At 67.3% G+C, this 14,433-nt stretch carries 16 protein-coding genes; 6 read left to right on the forward strand and 10 right to left on the reverse strand.

Annotated elements, in window-relative coordinates; all coding sequences use genetic code 11:
• Nucleotides 1–9 precede the first annotated feature (9 nt).
• The 3 genes from AC6RIC_RS07910 to AC6RIC_RS07920 are packed head-to-tail and all read right to left on the reverse strand — an operon-like array spanning nucleotide 10 to nucleotide 3,631.
• On the reverse strand, nucleotides 10–1,812 hold the full coding sequence (locus AC6RIC_RS07910; RefSeq protein ID WP_499735745.1) for an ABC transporter ATP-binding protein: 1,803 nt from the start codon (nucleotides 1,810–1,812) through the stop codon (nucleotides 10–12).
• A complete protein-coding gene (locus tag AC6RIC_RS07915) occupies nucleotides 1,812–2,693 on the reverse strand; it encodes an ABC transporter permease (RefSeq protein WP_454655839.1) in 882 nt (293 codons plus the stop codon). The genes AC6RIC_RS07910 and AC6RIC_RS07915 overlap by 1 nt, the downstream gene beginning before the upstream one ends.
• Nucleotides 2,690–3,631, reverse strand: a complete 942-nt coding sequence (locus AC6RIC_RS07920) for an ABC transporter permease (protein WP_454655840.1) — start codon at nucleotides 3,629–3,631, stop codon at nucleotides 2,690–2,692. The genes AC6RIC_RS07915 and AC6RIC_RS07920 overlap by 4 nt, the downstream gene beginning before the upstream one ends.
• Nucleotides 3,632–3,826: 195 nt before the next feature.
• Here AC6RIC_RS07920 and AC6RIC_RS07925 point away from each other — a divergent pair, with 195 nt between their 5' ends.
• Nucleotides 3,827–4,579 carry an IclR family transcriptional regulator gene (locus tag AC6RIC_RS07925; protein ID WP_499735746.1) on the forward strand — a complete coding sequence of 251 codons (753 nt, stop codon included), beginning with the start codon at nucleotides 3,827–3,829 and terminating at the stop codon, nucleotides 4,577–4,579.
• A gap of 16 nt (nucleotides 4,580–4,595) precedes the next feature.
• Here AC6RIC_RS07925 and AC6RIC_RS07930 read toward each other — a convergent pair whose 3' ends face one another.
• The 7 genes from AC6RIC_RS07930 to AC6RIC_RS07960 form a co-directional block, all read right to left on the reverse strand.
• Entirely contained in the window at nucleotides 4,596–4,775 is a 180-nt protein-coding gene (locus AC6RIC_RS07930) for a hypothetical protein (RefSeq protein ID WP_488847549.1), read from the reverse strand.
• 78 nt (nucleotides 4,776–4,853) lie between these two features.
• Nucleotides 4,854–5,147 carry a hypothetical protein gene (locus AC6RIC_RS07935; protein ID WP_499735747.1) on the reverse strand — a complete coding sequence of 98 codons (294 nt, stop codon included), beginning with the start codon at nucleotides 5,145–5,147 and terminating at the stop codon, nucleotides 4,854–4,856.
• A complete protein-coding gene (locus tag AC6RIC_RS07940) occupies nucleotides 5,144–5,422 on the reverse strand; it encodes a copper-binding protein (protein ID WP_454655844.1) in 279 nt (92 codons plus the stop codon). The genes AC6RIC_RS07935 and AC6RIC_RS07940 overlap by 4 nt, the downstream gene beginning before the upstream one ends.
• Before the next feature lie 25 nt (nucleotides 5,423–5,447).
• Nucleotides 5,448–5,930 carry a cupredoxin domain-containing protein gene (locus tag AC6RIC_RS07945; protein WP_499735748.1) on the reverse strand — a complete coding sequence of 161 codons (483 nt, stop codon included), beginning with the start codon at nucleotides 5,928–5,930 and terminating at the stop codon, nucleotides 5,448–5,450.
• A gap of 26 nt (nucleotides 5,931–5,956) precedes the next feature.
• Nucleotides 5,957–7,393: a multicopper oxidase family protein gene (locus AC6RIC_RS07950; RefSeq protein ID WP_499735749.1), complete on the reverse strand. Its 1,437-nt coding sequence runs from the start codon at nucleotides 7,391–7,393 to the stop codon at nucleotides 5,957–5,959.
• Between the two features lie 14 nt (nucleotides 7,394–7,407).
• Complete coding sequence (locus AC6RIC_RS07955; RefSeq protein WP_499735750.1) at nucleotides 7,408–8,934, reverse strand: TolC family protein; 1,527 nt, start codon at nucleotides 8,932–8,934, stop codon at nucleotides 7,408–7,410.
• Nucleotides 8,931–9,149, reverse strand: a complete 219-nt coding sequence (locus AC6RIC_RS07960; protein WP_499735751.1) for a hypothetical protein — start codon at nucleotides 9,147–9,149, stop codon at nucleotides 8,931–8,933. Before AC6RIC_RS07960 ends, AC6RIC_RS07955 begins: the two co-directional genes overlap by 4 nt.
• 178 nt (nucleotides 9,150–9,327) lie before the next feature.
• Here AC6RIC_RS07960 and AC6RIC_RS07965 point away from each other — a divergent pair, with 178 nt between their 5' ends.
• The 5 genes from AC6RIC_RS07965 (at nucleotide 9,328) to AC6RIC_RS07985 (ending at nucleotide 14,433) form a co-directional block, all read left to right on the forward strand.
• Entirely contained in the window at nucleotides 9,328–10,092 is a 765-nt protein-coding gene (locus tag AC6RIC_RS07965) for a response regulator (protein ID WP_499735752.1), read from the forward strand.
• Entirely contained in the window at nucleotides 10,089–11,471 is a 1,383-nt protein-coding gene (locus AC6RIC_RS07970; protein ID WP_499735753.1) for an ATP-binding protein, read from the forward strand. The genes AC6RIC_RS07965 and AC6RIC_RS07970 overlap by 4 nt, the downstream gene beginning before the upstream one ends.
• A gap of 64 nt (nucleotides 11,472–11,535) precedes the next feature.
• Nucleotides 11,536–12,435 carry a LysR substrate-binding domain-containing protein gene (locus tag AC6RIC_RS07975; protein WP_499735754.1) on the forward strand — a complete coding sequence of 300 codons (900 nt, stop codon included), beginning with the start codon at nucleotides 11,536–11,538 and terminating at the stop codon, nucleotides 12,433–12,435.
• Nucleotides 12,436–12,541: 106 nt separating this feature from the next.
• Entirely contained in the window at nucleotides 12,542–13,513 is a 972-nt protein-coding gene (locus tag AC6RIC_RS07980) for an ABC transporter permease (protein WP_454655852.1), read from the forward strand.
• Complete coding sequence (locus tag AC6RIC_RS07985) at nucleotides 13,513–14,433, forward strand: ABC transporter permease (RefSeq protein ID WP_454655853.1); 921 nt, start codon at nucleotides 13,513–13,515, stop codon at nucleotides 14,431–14,433. Before AC6RIC_RS07980 ends, AC6RIC_RS07985 begins: the two co-directional genes overlap by 1 nt.

Below are 14,433 nucleotides of genomic sequence, written 5' to 3' on the forward strand. Positions count from 1 at the left end.
CCTGGATGACTAGCTGGCCCGGCGGATGAAATGGCCATCGGCCATCATCTCCCAGCTCTGCGGCGGCGGGCGGTAGCCGACGGGCTTCATCGGGCTGCGCGGCGGCGTGGCGTCGACGCGCTGCGGCGGGCGTCCGCCGCGCTGGTCGGGATGGGTGATCGGGATCGCGGAGAGGAGGCGCTGCGTATAACCGTGGCCCGGCCGGCCGATGACGTCGTCGCGCGCGCCGATCTCGACGATCTCACCGAAATACATCACCGCGACGCGGTCGCAGATGCGCTCGACCGCCGCCATGTCGTGGCTGATGAAGAGATAGGAGACCTCGAATTCCTTCTGGAGGTCGATCATCAGGTCGATGATCTGCGCCTTGATCGCCACGTCGAGCGCCGAGACGGCCTCGTCGGCGATGATCAGCTTCGGCGACATCGCCAGCGCGCGGGCGATGCAGATGCGCTGGCGCTGGCCGCCGGAGAATTCATGCGGCAGGCTGGTAGCGCGGGCCGGGTCGAGCCCGACACGCTCCAAGAGCCATTCCATCCTGGAGCGCGCCTCCTTGCCGGAGGCGATGCCATGGACCTGCATCGGCTCGATGATCGCCGAGCCGATGCTCTGGCGGGTGTCGAGCGATCCGAACGGGTCCTGGAAGATCATCTGCACGTCGCGGCGCAAGCTCGCGAGGCTGCGTGGATCGGCATAGTCGATCCGGCGGCCGGCGACGGTGATCCCGCCGGAATGGCGCGGCGCGAGATCGATGATCGCCTTGCCGATGGTCGATTTGCCCGAGCCCGACTCGCCGACGAGGCCGAGCGTCTCCCCCTTGCCGATGGCGAAGGAGACCTGCTCGACCGCATGGACCTCGCCCTTGAGCCGGCCGAACAGACCGCCGCGCGAGGGGAAGCGGACCGAGAGATCGCGCACCTCCAGCACCGGCGCGTCGCCGCGGAAGGAGAGCGGCACGCCCTCGACGTTTTGCGCGGGAATAGTGCCGTCCGCGAGCTTGCCGACGAGGCTCGGCGCGGCTGCGATCAGGCTGCGGGTATAGGCGTCGCGCGGGTTGGAGAAGACCTCGTGGACCGTGCCCTGCTCGATGGCGCGGCCGCGGCGCATGACGAGGACATGGTCGGCGATTTCCGCGACCACGCCCATGTCATGGGTGATGAACAGGATCGCCGTGCCGGTCTCGCGCTGCAGTTCCTTGAGCAGCGCCAGCGTCTGCGCCTGCACGGTGACGTCGAGCGCGGTGGTCGGCTCGTCGGCGATGATCAGGGCCGGGTTGCAGGCCAGCGCCATCGCGATCATCACCCGCTGGCGCATCCCACCGGAAAAGGTGTGCGGGTAGTTGTCGATGCGTTCCTCAGGATCAGGAATGCGCACCTTGCGCAGCATCTCCAGCACCGCCTCGCGTAATTCCGCGCCCTTGAGGCCTCGGTGGATGCGGATGGCCTCGCCGATCTGGTCGCCGATGCGCTGGACCGGGTTCAGCGAGGTCATCGGCTCCTGGAAGATCATGCTGACCTGGCCGCCGCGCACGCCGCGCATCTCGGTTTCACCGAGCGTCAGCAATTCACGGTCGCCGAGCTTGACCGAGCCGCTCGCCCGTCCGATCCGCTCGGGCAGCAGGCCCATGATCGCGAGCGAGGTCACGCTCTTGCCCGAACCGGATTCGCCGACGACCGCGAGCGTCTCACCGGCGGCGATCTCGAAGCCGAGATCATGCACGACGGTGGTGGGGCCGAAGGCGATCGTCAGGCCGCTGACCGACAGGACCGGCTTGCCGCTCGTGTTCTCGGCGCTTGCTTTCTTGCCGACCATCACGAGGCGTCCTTCAGGCGGGGATCGATCGCGTCGCGCAGGCCGTCGCCGATCAGGTTGAAGGCCAGCACCAGGATCAGGATCGCGAGGCTCGGGAAGAGCGCGAGGTGGAACGCGCTCAGGATGTTGTCGAAGCCCTCGCGCACCATGCCGCCCCAGGTCGGCGTCGGCGGGGCGAGACCGAGGCCGATGAAGGCGAGCGAGGCTTCGGTGCGCACCGCCGTCGCCATCCAGAGCGAGGTCATCACCATCACCTCCGGCAGGATCGCCGGCAGGATGTGGCGGAACAGGATGCGCCCGCCCGAGAAGCCCATGGCGCGGCAGGCCTGGACATATTCGCGGTCGCGCTGGGCGATGACGGCGGCGCGCGCGATCCGGGCGAAGGCGGGCGTCGCGGTGAAGGCGATGGCGATGACGATATTGGTCATCGTCGCGCCCATCAGGGCGACGAGCGCGAGGCCCAGGATCAGCGAGGGGAAGGCGAGGATGACGTCCATCACCTGCATCAGCAGGATGTCGGTGCGCCCGCCGCGATAGCCCGCTGTCATGCCGATCAGCGAGCCGATCAGCAGCGCCGTCAGGATCGCGAAGAGGCCGATGGTGAGGGAATAGCGTGCGCCGAAGAGCAGCCTCGACCAGATGTCGCGGCCGAACTGGTCGGCACCGAGCAGGTAGCCGCCGCCGGGTGGGGCGAGCTGGTCCATGATGCTCTGCTTCGCCGGCGGATGCGTCGCGAGATAGGGCGCGAAGATCGCGGCGAGCACCAGCAGCACGACGATGGCGACGCCGACCCAGGTCGTGAGGTTGAGCCGGGCCAGCACGCCGCGGAAGGCGCTCTGGCGGGTGGCGGGACGAACGGCTTCCGAGGCGATCTCGCTCATTTGTACTGCACCCTCGGATCGAGAAAGCCGTAGGTCAGGTCGGTCAGCAGGTTCACGACGACGACCATCAGCGTGTAGACCACGATCATCCCCTGCAGCAGCGTGTAGTCGCGCTGGCTGAGCGCAGTCAGGATCAGCTTGCCGAGGCCTGGGCGCGAGAACACGATCTCGGTCAGAACCGAATTGCCGATCAGGATGCCCAGATAGAGCCCGATGACGGTGGTGATCGGGATCAGGCAGTTGCCGAGGGCATGCGACCAGATCACGGCCGAGGCGGAGGCGCCCTTGGCTCGCGCCGTGCGGACGAAATCCTGGCTCAGCACTTCCAGCATCGCCGAGCGGGTCACGCGGGTGATGTAGGCCATCATGATCAGCGCCAACGCCAAGGTCGGCAGCGCCATCTGCCGCAGGCGCTCGGTCAGCGTGTCGGCGCCGCCGGCGCTGATCACCGGGAACCAGCGCAACTGGATGGCGAAGACCATCAGCAGGATGATCGCGGCGACGAAGGCCGGCAGGGAGAGACCCAGCAACGAGAGCAGGCGCAGCACGTAATCGGGCAGCCGGTTGCGCCGGACCGCGGCCCAGACGCCGGCGGGGATGCCGAGCGCGGCACCGAGGATCAGGGCCGCGATGGTCAGTTCCAGCGTATAGGGCAGGACCGCGAGGATCTCCTCCGTCACCGGCCGGCCCGAGATCATCGAGGTGCCGAGGTCGCCACGCAGGGCCTGGAGCAGGAAGTGCCCGTACTGGACGGGAAGCGACTGGTCGAGGCCGAGACGCTGGCGCAGCGCGATGACGCTGGCCGGGCTCGCCTGGTCGCCGAGGATCACCAGGACGGGATCGCCCGGCAGGATCCGGACGATCAGGAAGACCAGCGTCAGGACGCTGAACAATGTGACGACGGCGAAGCCCAGACGCCTCGCCAGGAATGACACCATCCGGTTCGCCCCCGCATTGTCCGACCAGCGATGGGGCTGGTGCGGCTGCTGTTGGCAGCCGGATGACGAGGCGCTCCTAGACGTCTCGACGATCCGGCAGCAGTCCCAGCGGAACGGAGAAGTCGGCTCTTGTCAACAAATTCCTCTATTCGATATGATGTGCCATAATTTGTTCTGATAATCGGAATTATTGATGTGAAAAAGGCCCTCAGCTCCTCGTCGAATGCCGAGCGAGCGCTGGATATCGTCCTCGCGCTCGGCGAGGTCGGGCCGGAAGGATTGAGCCTGGCGGAGATCGCCGAGCGCATGGGCTGCGCGAAGTCGGTGGCGCATCGCAGCCTCGTCGCCCTCCTGCTGAAGGGGTTCGCCGAGCCGACGGGACGCTATGGCCATTACCGGCTTGGCTCGGCCGTCCCGATGCTGGCGCGGCGGCAGGAGCGGCTCGAGCCGCAGGTCGAGAAGGTTCGTCCCGGCATGACCGAGTTCGCGCGCCTGACCGGCTTCACCGTCTATCTGATCGTGCAATCCGGGGTCGACGCGGTCTGCGCCGAGATGATCAGCCGTTCGACGCGGCGCCAGTTCTCGATGGGCGTGGGCTATCGCGTGCCGATGGGCGTCGGCGCGGGCAGTCTCGCCCTGATGTCGCTGCTATCGGATGCCGCGATCCAGCAGATACTCGCGGCGAATGCCGAGCGCTATCTGAAGCACCCCTCCGGACGCCATGTCGACGGCGATGTCATCCTCGGGCAGGTCGTCGATGCGCAGCGCCGCGGCTACGCGCTCAACATGGGGTATTATTTTCCGGGGCAGGGCGGCATCGGGCTGCCCCGGCCGAGCCAGGCTCCGCACGACGTCAACATGGCCGTCTCATTCAACGCGCCGCTGGAGATGATGACGGACGAATGGGTCGAGGACCAGATCCGGGTCTTGCGGGAATGCCTGCCTTGAGCTGGTCGAAAGCCGCCTAGTTCAGCGCGACGACGAGGAAGGTCGAGAGGATCGTTGCCGACAGGGCGAAGGCGGAAAACAGGATGACCTGAAAGAGGCCGGTGCCGAAGACGGCGATCGCCGCCGCAGCTGCCACGACGGCAAGGAGGAGGATGGTCAGGATCGCCTTGTTGCGCGTCACTTCGGACAGGGTCATGGGATGTTCCCGCTTCGTCGCGAAGGGATGTAGCGGCCCGGCCGGGACTGTCTTTGCGGTGGAGCAAAGTGGAACAACCTAGCGGTCGCGCTCCCGGACCGGGGCGCCCGGCCGGCAGCGGCCATCGCTGCACACGATGATGATCGTCTTGTGCGAGGAGCCGAGGCAATTGGCGCTGTAGGCGACGATGCCGCGCTGCTGCAGGACGGTCTCGATCCGCGGCTCGAGGCAGCCCAGTTCGAGCAGGACCTTTTGCAGATCGCCATCGGAGGCCAGGGCCGCGGTGCCGGCCGCCAGCCCCCCGAGGATAACCGGAATGGTATGGGCGAGGCGGGCACGCCGGACGCGCCCGTCTCGTCCGGGGGGCGTCATTTGGCGGGCTGGAGCTTGGTGACGGTGAGCTGGCCGTTGACGCGGTCGACGTCGAACTTGACCTTGGTCCCGGCCTTGAGACCCTTGAGCATCGCCGGGTCGCCGGCCCGGAACACCATGGTCATGGCATCCATGTCGAGGTTCTTGATCGGGCCGTGATTGATGGTGAGCTTGCCCTGGGCCTCGTCGATCTTGGTGACGGTGCCGTTGACCGACTGGGCGGCGGCCGGCAGCGCGGCAACGAGGAAGGCGAGGGTGGCGGCGGTCTTCAGCATGGCGGGTTCCTTTCGCTGAAATCGTTCACTTGACGATGATCTTGCCGGTCATGCCGGCTTCCCGATGGCCGGGGATGAGGCAGGAGAAGTCGAACTCGCCCGCCTTGGTGAAGGCCCAGACGATCTCGCCGGTCTTCTTCGGCGCGAGCCGCTTGGCGTTCGGATCGTCATGCTCCATGTCGGGATTCTTCTGCATCTCGACGGCATGCTTGAGGTTCTCCTCCAGCGTGGCCAGCACCAGCTCATGGTCGAGTTCGCCGTTGTTGCGGAGCTGGAAGCGGATCTGCTCGCCGCGGCGGATCTCCAGCCGGTCCGGGATGAAGGCCATCTTGCCGTCGCGCTCGCTCATCACGACCTGGACGATGCGGGCCGGCTTCTTCGGGTCGCCCGCCTTGCCATAGGCGGTCTCGTCGCCGTGGCCGTGGCCGGCGCCGCCGGGACCCGCCAAGGCCGCGCCGACTGAGAGGATGACCGCGATCGCGGCGAGCTTGGATGCTGCTGTGCCCATGAGGCTCTCCTGGCCGAAGTGGCGTGTCAGTGGTTGGAATGCGGTTTCTTGGTCGCGGGGCGGGGCTTGCCGTCCGGCCCTGGGCTCGGCTTGCGCGGGTCCTTGGCGCGCCATTCCGCGGCCTTGACGCCGCTGTCGGGCGAGGTCGCGCGCGGCGCTTCGCCGAGTTTTGCGCCCTTGAGCTCGTAGGCGACGGTCCCCTCGGGATGCTTGAACCAGCCGGGGTCCTTGTAGTCGGTCTTCGCCAGGCCATCGCGGACCTTCACCACCGAGAACATGCCGCCCATCTCGACGGGGCCGAACTGGGCGAAGCCGGTCATCATCGGCAAGGTATTGTCGGGCAAGGGCATCTCCATCGATCCCATCTCGCCCATGCCGTTGGAGCCCATCGGCATGTAGCCCGGCGCGATCTTGGCGATGCGTTTCGCCAGATCCTTCTTGTCCACGCCGATATAGTTCTTCACCGAATGCCCCATCGCATTCATCGTGTGATGCGACTTGTGGCAGTGGATCGCCCAGTCGCCCGGCTCGTCGGCGACGAAATCGAAGGCGCGCATCTGGCCGACGGCGACATCGATCGAGACCTCGTCCCAGGCCGCCGCCGGATCGACCCAGCCGCCATCGGTGCAGGAGACCTTGAACTCGTAGCCGTGCATGTGGACAGGGTGGTTGGTCATGGTCAGGTTGCCGAAGCGGATCCGGACCTTGTCGTTCAGGCCGACGACGAAAGGATCGATGCCCGGGAACACGCGGCTGTTCCAGCACCACATGTTGAACTCGGTCATCTCCGCGACGCGCGGCACATAGGAGCCGGGCTCGATGTCGAAGGCGTTGAGCAGGAAGACGAAATCGCGGTCGACGCGGCGGAAGGCCGGGTCCTTCGGATGGACGACGAAGAAGCCCATCATACCCATCGCCATCTGGACCATCTCGTCCGAATGCGGGTGGTACATGAAGGTGCCGGAGCGCCGGAGCACGAACTCGTAGACGAAGGTCTTGCCCGAGGGGATATGCGGCTGCGTCAGCCCGCCGACGCCGTCCATGCCGTTTGGCAGACGCTGGCCGTGCCAATGCACGGCCGTGCTCTCCGGCAGCTTGTTGGTGACGTAGATGCGAACCTTGTCGCCCTCGACCGCCTCGATCGTCGGCCCCGGCGACTGGCCGTTATAGCCCCAGAGATAGGCCTTCATGCCGGGTGCGAGTTCGCGCACCACCGGCTCGGCGACGAGATGGAATTCCTTCCAGTCGCCGTTCATCCGCCAGGGCAGCGACCAGCCGTTGAGGGTCGCGACCGGCTGGTAATCCGGCCCGGTGGTCGGCACGAGCGGCGCCTGCGTCGTAGCCTCCGTCATGGTCGGCGCTTCCGGCACCGCGGCGAAGGCGCTGCGGCCCGAGACCGCTGCGGCGCCGGCCAGTACCAGCCCGGACGAGCCGATGAAGCCTCTGCGGGAAAGGGATGTCATGTCCGTCAGCTCCTTCAGTGGCCTGCGCCGCCGGCATCGCCGCCGCCAGCCGCCGCCACGGTGGCCGAGCCGCCGCCCGCGCTGCCGCCGCCGATCAGTGCGTGCTTGAAATCGGTATGGGCGATCCAGAAATCGCGGCGGGCATTGATCGCGGCGACGTTCGAGAGGATGCGGCTGCGGGCATCCGCGATCAGGTCCGTGACGTCGTTGAGCATGCCGCTGTACTGCAGCAGCGACTGCTCCTGGATGATCTTGCGCAAAGGCAGGACGTTGGTCTGGTACTGGCGCGTGATGTCGTAATTGGCGCGGTAGGCGGTGTAGGCCTCGCGAGCCTCGGAGCGGATATTCACCGCCTTCTCGGCCAGCTTGTTGGCGGCCTGCATATAGGTCTGCTCGGCGAGCGCGACCTTGGACTGGCCGAAATCGTAGATCGGGATGTCGATCTCGAGTTCCAGCGTGCGGCTGCGGCTGGATTCGCGCTCGACATGGCCGTGGTCGTTGATGCTGCGGCTGCGGTCATAGGTGCGCCGGCCGAGCAGGTCGACATCGTCGACGAAACGCGTCGCCTGGGTGAGCCCCAGCGACTTGGCGAGCGTGTCGAGCTCTGCCCGCGCGATCCGGAGGTCGACGCGTTTGCGCAAGGCCTCGGCCTCGATCGCCTTGACCGATTGCAGGCGCGGCAAGGGCGGCAGGTTGCCGACCCGGAACTTCAGGTCGTCGCCCCAGAGCCCGAGCTGGCGGACGAGGCGCTCGCGCTCCTGGCGCTGCTGCTGGCGCGCTTGCGCGAGCTGCACGGTCAGTTCCGCCTCGAAAGCGAATTCGCGGGCCTGGTCGATCTTGTTGACGCCGCCGGATTCGCCCAGCCGCTTGAACAGTTCGGACGCCGCATCGGCGGAGCTTTTCGCCTCCTGATAGAACGCGACCTGCGCATTGGCGGCGGCCGCGCGATAGTACTGGCGGCGCGTGTCGGCTGCGAGCTTCAGCACGGTCTCGGCCGTCCGCATCTGTGCGGTCTGGAAGCGGTCGCGGGCGATCTCGGCCCGTGCCGGCAAGGTCGCTAGCGCCAGCAGGCTGCCGACGATCTGGCGCTCGATCTCGAGCTCGAAGCGGCCGGAGAGCTTGGAAATGCCGAAGCGCGGGTTGGGCGGGAGGCTCGCCGCGACCATCTGCGCCTCGGCCATGCCGAGCTCGTTGAAGGCAGCCTGCAAGCCGCGGTTGTTGAGCAGCGCGACCTGCACGGCGGCATCCGCCGTCAACGGCTTGCGCAGAAGCTGGTCGACGCGCCCCTTGGCGGTGAGGGCGGCCTGATCGTCACCGATCTTGGTCACGTCCTTGCCGATATCGGCATAGGTCGCGGTCTGGATTGCGCCCATGCCGCCATCGGCGGAGAAGCCCGCGCAGCCGCCCAGCAATGCGGTGGCGCCGGCAAGCAGGGTCCAGCGCAGCAGGCGGCTAGCCTTCGGAACAGGAGATGAGGTCAAGGCCGATCCCTGGATGGTGGCGCCCGAGGGCGCGGCGAGAGGATTGTTCGGCAGCGTCATGATTTCGGCCCGACCCGGCGGTTGAGATCGCGCCAGTCCCTGGGCTCGGCCGGGCGGAAGCTGGCGGCGCCGGCCGTGACGCTGCCATAGGTGACGGCGGGAACGCGGGCATTCGGATCGGCCGGCCGGGCCAGATGGTCTGGAATGGCGGAGACCGTGCAGGCACCGAGTGCCAGACCGATCGCCCCCAAGAACGGCAGCTTCACCAATCTCACGACTCACGGCTCCCCTGTTGCGGTGGAGCAGGGGTAGCAACGCCGATCCGCGGGCGTCCGTTACAAATTGTTTCAAAGCGATGCGGGCAGCCGGGCCGCGCACGCGCTATGGTCGGTTCGCACAGAGGAGAGCCGGCGCTCGCACGGCATGGTGATGTCGGGAAACGCAGAACACGAGATGGATCAGGCGCCTGTCGTGCCGATCGCCGACGATCACGGCCATATCCTGGTGGTGGACGACGATCCGCAGATCAGGCTCCTCGTCGCGCGCTTCCTGCAGCGGCACGGCTACCAGGTGACCGGGGCGCCGGATGGCCGGGCGATGATGGAAGCGCTGGCGCACAGCGTCATCGACCTGATCGTGCTCGACCTCATGCTGCCCGGACGGTCGGGCGTCGAGTTGTGCCGTGACGTGCGCGCGACCTCCCATGTCCCGATCGTGATGCTGACCGCCCGCGGCGAGGAGAGCGATCGCATCACCGGCCTCGAAGGCGGGGCGGATGATTATGTGACCAAGCCGTTCAGTCCGCGCGAATTGCTGGCCCGCATCCGGGCCTTGCTGCGCCGGGCACGGGCGGGGCAGGGCGCGGCCGTCTCGCAGGCGAGTACGCTCGTCACCTTCGACGGCTGGCGCATGGACCTCAGGCGCCGGGAGCTGCAATCGCCGGCCGGGACATTGATCGATCTCTCGACCGGCGAGTTCGACCTGCTCGTCGCCTTCGTCGAACATGCCAACCGCGTGCTGTCGCGCGAGGCGCTGATGCAATTCGCCAAGGCCCGGATGAGCGACGATCCGTTCGACCGGACGATCGACGTCCAGATCAGCCGCCTGCGCCGCAAGCTCGAGGCCGATGCCAGCGGCGGCCAGTTGATCAAGACGGTGCGTGGCGCGGGCTACATGTTCGCCTCCACGATCGGGCATGACGAAGGACTGACCGCTTGACGAGGCTGCCCGGACGTTTCTGGCCCGATACCGTGGCAAGCCGCGCGATCCTGATCCTGGTCGCGGCGTTGCTCGCTTTCCACGTGCTTGGCTACTGGGCTTTCCGCGTCGGCGTCGAAAACTTCGCCTCTGCCGGGCGCGACGGCGGCCTCGCCGAGCGCATCGTCTCGATCAAGCGCGCGATCGCCAGCATCCCGGATGGTGCGGAGCGGGACCGCGTCGCGCATGATTTGTCGAGCGCGAGCCTCGAAGTCCATTGGAGCAAGGTCAGCCTCGTCCTCGGCAATGTGCCGGCGACCGAGCGGACGCGCGAGATGGAAGAGCGACTGAAGCAGTTCGCTCCCGATCTCGCGGCCGAGTCCTTCCGTGTCGGACTGGCCGATGACGGCGGGACCGTGACCGACCGGCATTTGATGCTGGTCTCGATCCGGCTCGAAGACGGGAGCTGGGTCAATTTCTCGTCGTCGACGCTTGGCGCCGCGCAGCATCTAGACTGGAACCTGACCGCGATCATGATCTGCTTCGCCGTCGGGATCGTCGTGGTCGCGCTGCTGCTGCTGCGCTGGGCGACCCGGCCGCTGCGCGACCTCGCTCTGGCGGCAGAGCGCTTCAGCCTCGATCAGGTGCCGCAGCTCCTGCCGGAAGACGGCCCGGCCGAGGTCCGCCGCGCCGCGCGCGCCTTCAACACCATGCGCGAGCGCATCCAGCGCCTCGTCGCCGAGCGCATGCAGGCGATGGCCGCGGTCTCGCACGACCTGCGCACGCCGATCACCCGGCTTCGTTTGCGCTCCGAGCTGCTCGACGACGACGCGACGCGGCGCCTGATCGATGCCGATCTCAGCGAGATGGAGGAGATGATCGATTCGACGCTGGAATATCTGCGCGCCGGCGTGTCGAGCGAGGCGGCCCGGCCGATCGACCTCGCCTCTGTCGTCGAGACCATCGTCGACGAGCATCTCGACCAGGGGCATGAGGTCAGCCTGTCGGGCCTGAATTCGGCCCCGATCCTGGGCCGCGTCCTGCCGCTGAAGCGGGCCTTCTCGAACGTCATCGGCAATGCGGTCAAATACGGCGCGGCGGCGGCGGTCCGCATCGCCGAGACCGGGGGGCAGGTCGTGGTCACGATCGAGGACGAGGGACCGGGCATCCCGCTGGCCGACATGGAGCGCGCCTTCCTGCCCTTCGTGCGGCTGGAAGAGTCACGCGGCCGCGAGACCGGCGGCTCCGGGCTCGGCCTCACCATCGCCCGGGCCGTCGTCGGATCGCATGAGGGGAGCGTCGTGCTGGAGAACCGAGCGGAGGGCGGTCTTCGCGTCACGGTCTCCCTGCCGCGGCTCGGTCGCCCGGCGCCGGAAAGAAGTGTTGGCGGGGAGGGGTGATCCGATATTGGATCATGCCATTGGTCGACGACCTGGTACCGACACATCGCGAGACTTCCGATCGATGAAGATACGGCAGATCGAAATCTTCCGCGCCGTCATGGCCGGCGGCTCTACCACCGCCGGTGCCGTTACGCTCGGCCTGTCGCAATCGGCGGTCAGCCGGCAGCTCACGCAGCTTGAGGAGGAGCTGGGCTTCGAGCTGTTCGAGCGCAGCAACGGCCGCCTGCTGCCGCGGCCGGAGGCCTTCGCGCTGATGGACGAGGTCGGTGAACTGGCCTCGCTCGTCGCGCGGCTGAAACGCTATACCGAGGACCTGCGGGCCGGGACTGTCGGCCAGCGCTTCCTCAAGGTGGCCGTGCCGCATTCCTTCATCGCGACCGTGATGCCGGAGGTGATCGAGACCTATCTGGCGGAGCGCCATGACGCCTCGGTCGAGCTGATCGGGGGGCATTACGATGCGATCGAGCAGATGGTGCTGGCGCGCGTCGCCGATCTCGGCTTCGTCAGCCTGCCGCCGCGCAACAAGGGCTTCGAGGCCCGCGAGATCGTGCACTCCGAGTCGGTCTGCATCATGCCCGCCGGACACCCGCTGGCCGACCGACCGAACCTGACGCCGCGCGACCTGTCGGGACATCACCTGATCATGCTCGGCCGCCAGCGGCCGGCGCGCCTCGCCTTCGAGCGTCAGTTGCGGCGCGCTGGGGTCTTCCCGATCGTGCGCATCGAGGTGCATTCGGTCGAGGCCACTTGCGGGCTCGTCGCCCGCGGGCTCGGCGTCGCCGTGGTGCCCGAGTTGATCGCCGGGCTCTACCGGCACCTGCCGATCGCGCAGCGTCCGTTCAGCCCCTGCATCCACGGTGCCTACGGCATCGTCACGCTGAAGGGGGCACCGATGTCGCGCTCGGCGGAAGCCTTCACCGAGATCCTGAAGAGCCGGCTGGAGGCGCAGGGCAGCACATAGCCCGATGCGCTTTGCGCATAAGGTTGCGGGGGCTTCCGGCGCCGCTCATGGTCGGCGCGACAGGTGAACGGCGATCACGCCGCCCTGCCGTAGCCGGGAGCCATCGATGACCGTCTTCGTCATTCGACGATTGATGCAGAGCCTGCTGGTGCTGGCGGCGACCGCCGTCATCGTCTTCGTCGGGGTCTATGCCATCGGCGATCCCGCGGAGATGCTGATCGCGCCCGACGCCACCCCGGCCGAACGGGCCCAGGTCGAGGCCTCGCTCGGCCTCGACAAGCCGCTGCCGGTGCAGTTCCTCGCCTTTCTCGGCAATGCACTCAAGGGCGATCTCGGCCGCTCCTTCGTCTTCAACCAGCCTTCGATCTCGCTGATCCTCGAGCGCCTGCCGGCGACGCTGGAGTTGGCGCTGGTCGCGATCCTGATCGCGCTCGTCATCGGCATCCCGCTCGGGCTGATCGCCGGTCTGAAGCCGCGCTCCGTCGTCGACGAGACGATCATGACCGGCTCGATCCTCGGCTTCAGCCTGCCGAATTTCTGGCAGGGCATGATGCTGGTGATGATCTTCTCGGTCTGGCTGGGCTGGCTGCCCTCCAGCGGGCGCGGGCCGACCGGGCAGATCCTCGGCATCGAGACCAGCTTCGCCTCCTGGGAGGGCATCCGCCACCTGATCCTGCCGGCGACCAACCTCGCCTTGTTTAAGCTCTCGCTGGTGATCCGGCTGACGCGGACCGGCGTGCGCGAGACCATGCCGCTCGACTTCGTCAAGTTCGCCCGCGCCAAGGGGCTGACCGAACGCCGGGTCGTACTCGTGCATGTGCTGAAGACGATCATGATCCCGCTCGTCACCGTGATCGGCATGGAGATCGGTTCGCTGATCGCCTTTGGCGTCGTCACCGAGACGATCTTCGCCTGGCCCGGCGTCGGCAAGCTCCTGATCGACTCGATCATGCGGCTCGACCGGCCGGTGGTGGTCGCCTACCTGCTCGTCGTCGTCAGCCTCTTCATCGTGCTCAATTTCGCGGTCGACGTGCTCTACTCGATCCTGGATCCGCGCATCCGGCTGGGGCGCAACTGATGGCTCTTGCGAAACCCGCCCTGTTCGCGGCCTTGCGCCCCGATGCCGACAGCCTGCTGGCGCGCTCGCTCGCCGGCATCCTGAAGAGCCCGAAGGCGACGATCGCCGCCGTCGTCTGCATCCTGCTGATCCTGACCGCCGTGTTCGGTCCGGCGCTGGCCCCGCAGGACCCCTACGACCTCTCGACGCTCGACATCATGGACTCGAAGCTGCCGCCCGGCGCGGAGAGCATGAGCGGTGCGACCTACTGGTTCGGCACCGACGTACAGGGCCGCGACATGCTCTCGGCCATGATCTACGGCCTCAGGACCTCGCTCTTCGTCGGCGTCCTCGCCGGTCTCGTCGCGCTCGTCGTTGGCACGGTGCTCGGCCTCTCGGCCGCCTATTTCGGCGGGCGCGTCGACACCGTGATCATGCGGCTGGTCGACCTGATGCTGGGCTTTCCGACCCTGCTCGTCGCGCTGATGCTGCTCGCCATCCTCGGGCAGGGCGTCGGCAAGGTGATCTTCGCGCTGGTGCTGGTGCAATGGGCGATGTTCGCCCGCGCCGTCCGCGCCGCGGCCCTGGTCGAGAAGGGCAAGGACTATATCGAGGCAGCTAAAATGCTGGGCCTCTCCCGCCCGCGCATGTTGTTCGGCCATCTCCTGCCGAACTGCCTCTCGCCGCTCATCGTCATCGGCACGCTCCAGGTCGCGAACGCGATCTCGGCCGAGGCGACGCTGTCCTTCCTCGGCATCGGCCTGCCGATCACCCAGCCCTCGCTCGGGCTGCTGATCGCCAACGGCTATCAGGTGCTGCTCTCCGGCCAGTACTGGATCAGCGTCTATCCCGGGCTCTTGCTGCTCACCCTCGTCTTCAGCATCAACATCGTCGGCGACCGGCTGCGCGAGGTGCTGAACCCCCGTCTCGCGGAGCGCTGA

This window comes from Allobosea sp. TBD101 (genome assembly GCF_059817965.1).

Coding starts and splice junctions, on each gene's coding strand:
- AC6RIC_RS07910 (WP_499735745.1), bottom strand. CDS start 1,812: ATGGTCGGCAAGAAAGCAAGCGCCGAGAACACGAGCGGCAAGCCGGTC.
- AC6RIC_RS07915 (WP_454655839.1), bottom strand. CDS start 2,693: ATGAGCGAGATCGCCTCGGAAGCCGTTCGTCCCGCCACCCGCCAGAGC.
- AC6RIC_RS07920 (WP_454655840.1), bottom strand. CDS start 3,631: ATGGTGTCATTCCTGGCGAGGCGTCTGGGCTTCGCCGTCGTCACATTG.
- AC6RIC_RS07930 (WP_488847549.1), bottom strand. CDS start 4,775: ATGACCCTGTCCGAAGTGACGCGCAACAAGGCGATCCTGACCATCCTC.
- AC6RIC_RS07935 (WP_499735747.1), bottom strand. CDS start 5,147: ATGACGCCCCCCGGACGAGACGGGCGCGTCCGGCGTGCCCGCCTCGCC.
- AC6RIC_RS07940 (WP_454655844.1), bottom strand. CDS start 5,422: ATGCTGAAGACCGCCGCCACCCTCGCCTTCCTCGTTGCCGCGCTGCCG.
- AC6RIC_RS07945 (WP_499735748.1), bottom strand. CDS start 5,930: ATGGGCACAGCAGCATCCAAGCTCGCCGCGATCGCGGTCATCCTCTCA.
- AC6RIC_RS07950 (WP_499735749.1), bottom strand. CDS start 7,393: ATGACATCCCTTTCCCGCAGAGGCTTCATCGGCTCGTCCGGGCTGGTA.
- AC6RIC_RS07955 (WP_499735750.1), bottom strand. CDS start 8,934: ATGACGCTGCCGAACAATCCTCTCGCCGCGCCCTCGGGCGCCACCATC.
- AC6RIC_RS07965 (WP_499735752.1), top strand. CDS start 9,328: ATGGATCAGGCGCCTGTCGTGCCGATCGCCGACGATCACGGCCATATC.
- AC6RIC_RS07975 (WP_499735754.1), top strand. CDS start 11,536: ATGAAGATACGGCAGATCGAAATCTTCCGCGCCGTCATGGCCGGCGGC.
- AC6RIC_RS07980 (WP_454655852.1), top strand. CDS start 12,542: ATGACCGTCTTCGTCATTCGACGATTGATGCAGAGCCTGCTGGTGCTG.
- AC6RIC_RS07985 (WP_454655853.1), top strand. CDS start 13,513: ATGGCTCTTGCGAAACCCGCCCTGTTCGCGGCCTTGCGCCCCGATGCC.